Origin of the sequence: Haemophilus sp. oral taxon 851 str. F0397, from assembly GCF_000242295.1 — a bacterium.
Lineage (GTDB): Bacteria > Pseudomonadota > Gammaproteobacteria > Enterobacterales > Pasteurellaceae > Haemophilus.
In genome coordinates, this window is record NZ_JH591075.1 from 1 (window position 1) to 8,116 (window position 8,116).

At 37.0% G+C, this 8,116-nt stretch carries 9 protein-coding genes; 6 read left to right on the plus strand and 3 right to left on the minus strand.

Translation table 11 applies throughout. The features are described 5' to 3' along the window. Positions 1–185 precede the first annotated feature (185 nt). From tig to nusG, 5 genes are all read left to right on the plus strand, one after another. The gene (gene tig / locus HMPREF9096_RS05395; protein WP_009500262.1) at positions 186–1,484 is read left to right on the plus strand and encodes a trigger factor; all 1,299 of its coding nucleotides are present in this window, start codon (positions 186–188) and stop codon (positions 1,482–1,484) included. Between the two features lie 96 nt (positions 1,485–1,580). Further along, entirely contained in the window at positions 1,581–2,192 is a 612-nt protein-coding gene (gene clpP / locus HMPREF9096_RS05390; RefSeq protein WP_301279386.1) for an ATP-dependent Clp endopeptidase proteolytic subunit ClpP, read from the plus strand. An 8-nt stretch (positions 2,193–2,200) separates the two neighbouring features. Next, positions 2,201–3,442, plus strand: coding sequence for an ATP-dependent protease ATP-binding subunit ClpX (gene clpX, locus HMPREF9096_RS05385; RefSeq protein ID WP_009500264.1), 1,242 nt, complete (start codon positions 2,201–2,203; stop codon positions 3,440–3,442). Positions 3,443–3,581: 139 nt separating this feature from the next. After that, a complete protein-coding gene (gene secE, locus HMPREF9096_RS05380) occupies positions 3,582–3,998 on the plus strand; it encodes a preprotein translocase subunit SecE (protein WP_009500265.1) in 417 nt (138 codons plus the stop codon). 1 nt (position 3,999) lies between these two features. Then, entirely contained in the window at positions 4,000–4,557 is a 558-nt protein-coding gene (nusG, locus tag HMPREF9096_RS05375; protein ID WP_009500266.1) for a transcription termination/antitermination protein NusG, read from the plus strand. Positions 4,558–4,736: 179 nt separating this feature from the next. On the opposite strand, the gene HMPREF9096_RS05370 is transcribed toward nusG, so the two are convergent. The 3 genes from HMPREF9096_RS05370 to metN are packed head-to-tail and all read right to left on the minus strand — an operon-like array spanning position 4,737 to position 7,313. After that, positions 4,737–5,558: a MetQ/NlpA family lipoprotein gene (locus HMPREF9096_RS05370; RefSeq protein WP_009500267.1), complete on the minus strand. Its 822-nt coding sequence runs from the start codon at positions 5,556–5,558 to the stop codon at positions 4,737–4,739. Between the two features lie 38 nt (positions 5,559–5,596). After that, entirely contained in the window at positions 5,597–6,286 is a 690-nt protein-coding gene (locus tag HMPREF9096_RS05365) for a methionine ABC transporter permease (protein WP_009500268.1), read from the minus strand. Next, positions 6,276–7,313, minus strand: a complete 1,038-nt coding sequence (gene metN / locus HMPREF9096_RS05360) for a methionine ABC transporter ATP-binding protein MetN (protein WP_009500269.1) — start codon at positions 7,311–7,313, stop codon at positions 6,276–6,278. Before metN ends, HMPREF9096_RS05365 begins: the two co-directional genes overlap by 11 nt. Positions 7,314–7,488: 175 nt before the next feature. On the opposite strand from metN, the gene gmhB reads away from it, so the two are divergent. After that, positions 7,489–8,043: a D-glycero-beta-D-manno-heptose 1,7-bisphosphate 7-phosphatase gene (gene gmhB / locus HMPREF9096_RS05355; protein ID WP_032803346.1), complete on the plus strand. Its 555-nt coding sequence runs from the start codon at positions 7,489–7,491 to the stop codon at positions 8,041–8,043. Positions 8,044–8,116: the final 73 nt, after the last annotated feature.

An 8,116-nucleotide genomic window follows, 5' to 3' on the forward strand; every position in this document is an offset into this window, starting at 1 on the left:
AGTGCGGGGAAAATTCTCCGCACTTTTTGTTTATAGGTGATATTTGAAAGTTATCAAAATGTGATTTTTTAATCAGTATTTTATCGACTGGTTACATTTCTTTCGTTATAATTGAGCATCTTATTTTATTTAACAAACGTGTTCGGTGTGGATTTTTACCGAGTGCAAATTAATTGAGGTAACAAATGTCATTAAATATTGAAACAACTCAAGGTTTAGAACGCCGTGTAGCGATCACCGTTCCAGCTGAAACTGTATCTAAAGCAGTTCGTGAAGAATTTAAACGTGCATCAAAAAATGTGCGTGTAGATGGTTTCCGTAAAGGCCATGTTCCTGCTCATATTATCGAACAACGTTTCGGTGCATCAATCCGTCAAGATGTATTAAACGATTTATTACCACGTCATTTTTTTGATGCCGTGATTGCAGAAAAGATTAATATTGCAGGTCGTCCAACTTTTGGTATTGAAACTTTTGAAGAAGGTAAAGATCTAGTTTTCACCGCAACTTTTGAAATTTATCCAGAAGTTAAGTTACAAGGTTTAGAGAATATTAAAGTTGAAAAACCAACTGTTGAAATCACAGAAGCTGATATTGATAAAATGGTTGATGTGTTACGTAAACAACAAGCAACTTGGGCAGAAACCGACTCTGCAGCGGAAGCAGATGATCGCGTAACTATTGATTTTGTTGGTTCTGTAGATGGCGAAGAGTTTGAAGGCGGTAAAGCATCTGACTTCGTATTATTTATGGGACAAGGTCGTATGATTCCTGGTTTTGAAGATGGTATCGTAGGCCATAAAGCAGGTGAGCAATTTGATATTAATGTAACTTTCCCTGCTGAATACCATGCAGAAAACTTAAAAGGTAAGGCGGCAAAATTTGCAATCACCTTGAAAAAAGTAGAAAACATGGTGTTACCTGAGTTAACAGATGAGTTTGTTGCTAAGTTCGGTCCGAATACTAAATCTGTTGCAGATTTACGTGTAGAAATTCGTAAGAATATGGAGCGTGAATTGAAAAATGCATTAGTTTCACGTGTTAAACAACAAGTAATCAATGGGTTAATTGAACAAAATCCAATTGAAGTTCCAGCTTCTGCAGTAGAAGAAGAAATTAATGTATTACGCAATCAAGCTGCTCAACGTTTTGGCGGTAATGCACAACAAGCTGCACAGTTACCACGTGAATTATTTGAAGCGGAGGCAACTCGTCGTGTTCAAGTAGGTTTATTATTCTCTGAAGTGATTAAATCTAATGAATTAAAAGCTGATGAAGAACGTGCTAAAGCCATGATTGCAGATATTGCATCAGCTTACGAGCAACCAGCTGAGGTTGTTGAATACTATAGTAAAAACGAAGAGTTAATGAACAATATTCGTAATGTAGTATTAGAAGAACAAGCGGTGGATGCAGTACTTGCTAAAGCTCAAGTTACTGAAAAAGTTTCTTCGTTTGATGAAATTATGAATCCACAAGCATAATGATTAATTAATATCGTTATGATTGAATAAAAGTGCGGTCGCTCTTTTTAACAAAAGCGACCGCATTTTTATTTGTAGGTTATTTAGAGTAAAATAATTAGCAATTTTAGTGAAAAAGGTAAGAAAATGAGTGTAATTCCTATGGTTGTTGAACAGACTTCGCGTGGCGAGCGTTCATACGACATTTATTCCCGTTTATTAAAAGAGCGTGTGATCTTCCTCAGTGGTGAAGTAGAAGATCGTATGGCAAATCTCATTGTGGCACAGCTGCTTTTTTTAGAGTCAGAAGATCCAACTAAAGATATCAATATCTATATCAACTCTCCCGGTGGTTCTGTGACCGCAGGTATGGCTATTTACGACACAATGCAATTTATTAAGCCAGATATTCGTACACTTTGTATCGGTCAGGCATGCTCAATGGGTGCATTCTTGCTTGCTGGCGGAACCGCGGGCAAACGAGCCGCGTTACCAAATGCGCGAGTGATGATTCACCAACCTTTGGGAGGTTTCCGTGGTCAAGCATCCGATATTCAAATTCATGCACAAGAAATTTTGAAAATTAAACACACCTTAAACGATCGTCTAGCATTCCATACTGGGCAAAGTATCGAACGAATTGAGAAAGATACAGATCGCGACAACTTTATGTCAGCTGAAGAAGCAAAAGCGTATGGTTTAGTTGATGAAATTTTAATTAAACGTTAAGGAAACACATGTCAGACAAAGATAAAGATTTACATTGCTCTTTTTGCGGAAAAGAAAAAGGCGAAGTAGATAAATTAATTGCTGGTGCAGACGGCTATATTTGCAATGAGTGTATTGAACTTTGTCATTCAATGCTTGAAGAAAGTAATGATGAAAGTGTAGACGAAAGTGCGGCAGAAAATGAGGAGAAATTACCTACTCCTCACGAAATTCGTGCTCATTTAGATGATTATGTTATTGGCCAAGATTATGCGAAAAAAGTGCTTTCTGTCGCAGTTTACAATCATTATAAACGCTTACGAACTAATCATGAAAATAATGATGTTGAGCTCGGTAAAAGTAATATCTTGCTTATTGGACCAACAGGTAGTGGTAAAACATTGCTTGCTCAAACATTAGCTCGTCGCTTAAATGTGCCTTTTGCGATGGCTGACGCAACGACATTGACTGAGGCTGGCTATGTGGGTGAAGATGTAGAAAATGTCCTACAGAAGCTTTTACAAAATTGTGAGTATAATACTGAAAAAGCTGAGCAAGGCATTATCTATATTGATGAAATCGATAAAATTAGCCGTAAATCGGAAGGCGCATCAATTACTCGAGATGTATCAGGTGAAGGTGTACAACAAGCTTTGTTAAAACTCATTGAAGGTACAGTGGCTTCTATTCCTCCTCAAGGCGGGCGTAAACATCCGCAGCAAGAAATGGTGAAATTGGACACGTCAAAAATTCTCTTTATCTGCGGAGGGGCATTTGCGGGATTGGATAAAATTATCAGTAAACGTACACAAACAAGTACGAGCATCGGTTTTAGTGCGAAAGTAGAAAAGGATGAAGAAGAAAAGTCTCTTTCTGAATTATTTCGCCAAGTAGAACCAGATGATTTAATGAAGTTTGGTTTAATTCCAGAATTTATTGGGCGTTTACCAATGATTTCTCCACTAAGTGAATTAGATGAAGAAGCTCTTGTGCAAATTCTTACACAGCCTAAAAATGCCTTAACTAAACAATATCAAGCTTTATTTGGACTTGAAAATGTGGAGTTAGAATTCACTCCAGAAGCTTTAAAAGCAATGGCGAAGAAAGCGCTTGAAAGAAAAACCGGCGCACGTGGTTTACGTTCTATTGTCGAGGCTGTATTGCTGGATACGATGTATGATTTACCATCTATCGAAAATTTACGTAAAGTAGTCGTGGATGAAAGTACCATTGTAGATAATACCGCTCCAAAATTAGAATATCATTCTTAATAGAAAAGTGGGGTTGTTTTTCCCGATGTTTTCTATTTTGCTTAATGATTTTCAATAGGCAAGGCGAAAAGAAAATGCTACAATCGCACGTTCTTATAACTTTATTCTTATTTTCCTAAGTAAATAACGGATTCAATTTATGGCAACTGAAATTGTTGATAAAAAGAAAAATGCACCAGAAACGGTGGTAGAAGGTAAATCTAAAGGATTAAATACCCTTCTTTGGATTTTAGTCGCAGTCTTTTTTGCGGCAGCTGCAATTGGTAATGTTTATTTCCAAAAAGTATATTCATTACCTATTCGTGTAGTGGGTGTAGTCATTGCGTTAGTGATTGCTTTTGCATTTGCAGCAATTACTAATCAAGGTACAAAAGCTCGTACATTCTTTAAAGATTCAAAAATAGAAGCGCAAAAAGTGGTATGGCCAAGTCGCCAAGAAGCGCGTCAAACTACATTAATCGTAATTGGGGTAACAATCATTGCATCCTTATTTTTCTGGGCGACAGATTCGATTATTGTCACAGTAATTAATTTCTTAACTGATTTGAGATTCTAAAATGACTGAAGAAACAACTGTATCAAAAAAACGTTGGTATGTATTACAGGCGTTTTCTGGTTTTGAAAGCCGAGTGGCTTTAACTTTGCGTGAATACATTAAACAGCAACAAATGGAAGACCAATTTGGTGAAGTGTTAGTTCCAACTGAAGAAGTTGTTGAGAATGTTGCAGGTAAACGTCGTAAAAGCGAACGTAAGTTTTTCCCTGGCTATGTGCTCGTAGAAATGGAAATGAATGATGAAACATGGCACTTGGTGAAAAGTGTTCCGCGTGTTATGGGATTCATTGGTGGTACACCTGATAAACCAGCGCCAATTTCTAAACGAGAAGCGGATGCTATTTTAAATCGATTAGAACAGACTACAGATAAACCACGTCACCGCAATGAGTATCATCCTGGTGAAGAGGTTCGTGTGGCGGAAGGTCCATTTGCAGACTTTAATGGTACAGTAGAAGAAGTGGATTATGAAAAAGGTCGCTTAAAAGTTTCTGTATCAATCTTTGGTCGTGCTACACCTGTTGAACTAGAATTTGGTCAAGTAGAAAAAATACATTAATCCTTGATTAGGGATAATTAAAAAAATTACCGCACTTCTATAGTGCGGTTTTTTCATGCCCTGAATTTATCAAGGTATTGTTACTTATGTGATCTTTAATTTTAGGAAATTAGAAGATAAGATATAAAAAATCCCTTGCAGAGCAAGGGATTTAGTAATGAGCTAAAGTGCGGTAGAAATTACCAACCTTTTACAACACCATCTTTAAAGTGTTTTTTAGCTTCTTGGTAAACTTCTTCTGTTTGATAAGATTTTACGAAGTCTTGAACAGCTTTGCTGTCTTTGTTATCGGTACGAGAAACAATAATGTTCACATATGGAGAATCTTTATCTTCTACAAATACACCGTTATCTTGAGCATTTAAGCCTACTTGACCCGCATAAGTATTGTTTACTACAGCTAAATCAACATCGTCTAATGCGCGTGCCGCAACAGAAGTATCTACTTCAGTGATGTTTAATTTTTTCGGATTTTCAACAATATCTAATACAGTTGAAAGAAGGTTATTTGCATCTTTTAATTTGATTAAGCCTTGTTTTTCAAGAAGAATTAATGCACGGCCACGGTTTGTTGGATCGTTAGGAATAACAACTTTAGCACCTTCTTGTAATTCATTCACATTTTTGATTTTTTTAGAATAACCCGCTAATGGATAAACGAAAGTATTACCCACGATGACTAAGTTATTTAAATTTTTCGCTTTTGCATCTTCATCTAAATAAGGTTTATGTTGCATTGCGTTTGCATCTAAATCACCTTTAGATACCGCCTCATTTGGTAATGCGTAGTCATTGAATTCAACGAATTGAACGTCTAAACCATATTTTTCTTTAGCGACTTTTGCTGCAATTTCTGCAACTTGGTGCTCAGGACCAGACATCACGCCGACTTTGATTTTAAGTGGTGCAGCTGCAGCTTCAGGTTTTTTATCTTCTTTACAGCCTGTTAAAACGAGAGCTGATGCGATTGCAGTGATTGCAAAAAGTTGTTTTAATTTCATAGGATTTCCTTCCTGTTTAAGTTAAGAGTTGTGTTTAATTAACGATGATCCACTTTTTTAGCCAGTGTATCGCCGAGTTTTTGGCTAATCATAACGAATAGCACAATAATAATGGTTGCCACCCAAGTGACATAAGGCATATTGCGATATACGCCGTAGTTGATAGCTAGGCTACCTAAGCCACCGCCGCCTTGCGTCCCCGCCATTGCCGAGTAACCAACTAAAGTGACCAGCGTGAGGGTGATGCCATTAATGAGTGTAGGTAGTGCTTCTGGCAAATAGAATTTACGTACAATTTGCCATTTAGTAGCCCCCATTGCTTGAGCAGCTTCGGTTAAACCATTTGGAATTTCCATTAATGCATTAGCAGTTAAGCGAGCCACGAATGGCATCGCACAAATGCTTAATGGAATAATTGCTGCCGTTGTACCTAATACAGTTCCCACGATGAAACGTGTTACAGGTAATAAGATTAAGAGTAAAATAATAAATGGAATAGAGCGCCCGATATTAATAATCGTGTTTAACACAAAATGAGTGCGGTTATTTTGTAAAATCTCATTTTTTCCAGTTAAGAAAGTCCATACACCAACAGGCACGCCGACTACTACGGCAAGTAAAGTAGATGCAAAGCTGATATAAATAGTTTCATAAGTTGCTGTTGCGACAACACCCCACATTTGAGATGTTAATTGTTGGCTGAATGTTGCAAAAAAATCATTGAACATAACCAAGTACCTCCACGCGCACATTGTTTTCCATCAAATAAACTTTGGTTTGTGTAATAGCATCTTCGTCGCCTTCTACTTCAGCAATGGTATAACCAAATTTCACGCCTCCAGCATAATCAATTTGTGAGGTTAAGATACTTAGCTCCACACCAAATTTTTTTGATGCTTGAGAAAGTAACGGTGCATCGACTGAGCGACCCGTAAACTCAAATTTGATAATTGGATACGCTTTGCTGTGTTTCGGCGTATCAGTAAGATTTTCTAAATATTCATCAGGTAGACTGATGTGGAAGGTCGAACGAATAAACTCTTGTGCTAATTCTGTTTTAGGATTTGCAAAAATTTCACCGACAGTACCTTGTTCAACTAGGCGACCTTGATCAATAACGGCAACTTGATCACAAATCTGTTTAACAACTTCCATTTCATGGGTAATTAACAAAATCGTAATACCTAAAGTGCGGTTAATTTCTTTTAATAATTTCAGAATAGATTGTGTCGTTGCAGGATCTAATGCGCTAGTGGCTTCATCACATAATAAGACTTTAGGATCGCTGGCTAAGGCGCGTGCAATGGCTACACGTTGTTTTTGCCCACCCGAAAGATTACTTGGGTAAGCATCACGTTTTTCACTTAGACCAACAAGCTCTAAAAGTGCGGTAATTTTTTCTTGGATTTTTGCTTTTGGCTCACCTTCCAATTCTAAGGGTAATGCCACGTTTTCAAATACGGTGCGAGAACTTAGTAAATTGAAATGCTGAAAAATCATTCCAATTTGACGACGAGCACGTACTAACTCGCGATCAGAAAGTCCTGTTAATTCTACACCGTCCACAATAACGGAACCGCTAGTTGGTTTTTCTAATAAGTTTACACATCGAATTAATGTACTTTTTCCTGCGCCAGATGCGCCAATTACTCCGCAAATTTGACCTTTTTCGATGTTTAATGAGACATTATCAAGCGCAGTCAATTTCTTGCTAGGCAGCTCAAAAATCTTCGTTATATTGCTTAGCTTAATCATATAAGCCCTTTTTATTTACTGTTTTTAAATCTGTTTCGGTATTCTAGACGTCTAGATTGCTATGTCAATATGTCAGATTATCTTTTTTAGACAGATTGGTTATGAGTTATATTTGCTAATTGCTTGGATTAAATAGATAATTTTCGTCAATTTGATACGTATGAAAGGTAAGAGAATGAATAAGGCTATTTTTTTAGATCGCGATGGTACGTTAAATATTGATTACGGTTATGTACACGAAATTGATAACTTTAAGTTTATTGATGGTGCGATTGATGCATTGCGAGAATTAAAGAAAATGGGATATATGTTGGTGTTGATTACCAATCAATCTGGAATTGCGCGTGGTTATTTTTCTGAGGAGCAGTTTTTACAGTTAACAGAATGGATGGATTGGTCATTGGCTGAACAAGATGTGGATCTGGATGGTATTTATTATTGCCCACATCATCCTGAGGGAAAAGGTGAATATAAAGAAGACTGTGATTGCCGGAAACCTAAACCTGGCATGCTATTGCAAGCGATCAAGGAATTAAAGATCGATCCTACGCAATCTATTATGGTTGGAGATAAAGTTGAAGATCTAAAAGCGGGAATTGGTGCGAAGGTGAAAATGAACGTATTGGTTCGTACAGGTAAACCAGTAACAGAGGAAGGCGAGAGAGTAGCTGATTATGTGTTAGATTCTATAGTTGATCTGCCTAGAATTTTAAAACGTTTAAAAAAATAGCTCAAAATATCTATATTTTGCTCTAATCGCTTGCGCTTTAATCAAAAGATCATTTTTTTAAATATTTTTACAA

Excerpts from the sequence above, each read along its gene's own strand:
- tig (WP_009500262.1), top strand. The coding sequence starts at position 186 with ATGTCATTAAATATTGAAACAACTCAAGGTTTAGAACGCCGTGTAGCG.
- clpX (WP_009500264.1), top strand. The coding sequence starts at position 2,201 with ATGTCAGACAAAGATAAAGATTTACATTGCTCTTTTTGCGGAAAAGAA.
- secE (WP_009500265.1), top strand. The coding sequence starts at position 3,582 with ATGGCAACTGAAATTGTTGATAAAAAGAAAAATGCACCAGAAACGGTG.
- nusG (WP_009500266.1), top strand. The coding sequence starts at position 4,000 with ATGACTGAAGAAACAACTGTATCAAAAAAACGTTGGTATGTATTACAG.
- HMPREF9096_RS05370 (WP_009500267.1), bottom strand. The coding sequence starts at position 5,558 with ATGAAATTAAAACAACTTTTTGCAATCACTGCAATCGCATCAGCTCTC.
- HMPREF9096_RS05365 (WP_009500268.1), bottom strand. The coding sequence starts at position 6,286 with ATGTTCAATGATTTTTTTGCAACATTCAGCCAACAATTAACATCTCAA.
- metN (WP_009500269.1), bottom strand. The coding sequence starts at position 7,313 with ATGATTAAGCTAAGCAATATAACGAAGATTTTTGAGCTGCCTAGCAAG.
- gmhB (WP_032803346.1), top strand. The coding sequence starts at position 7,489 with ATGAATAAGGCTATTTTTTTAGATCGCGATGGTACGTTAAATATTGAT.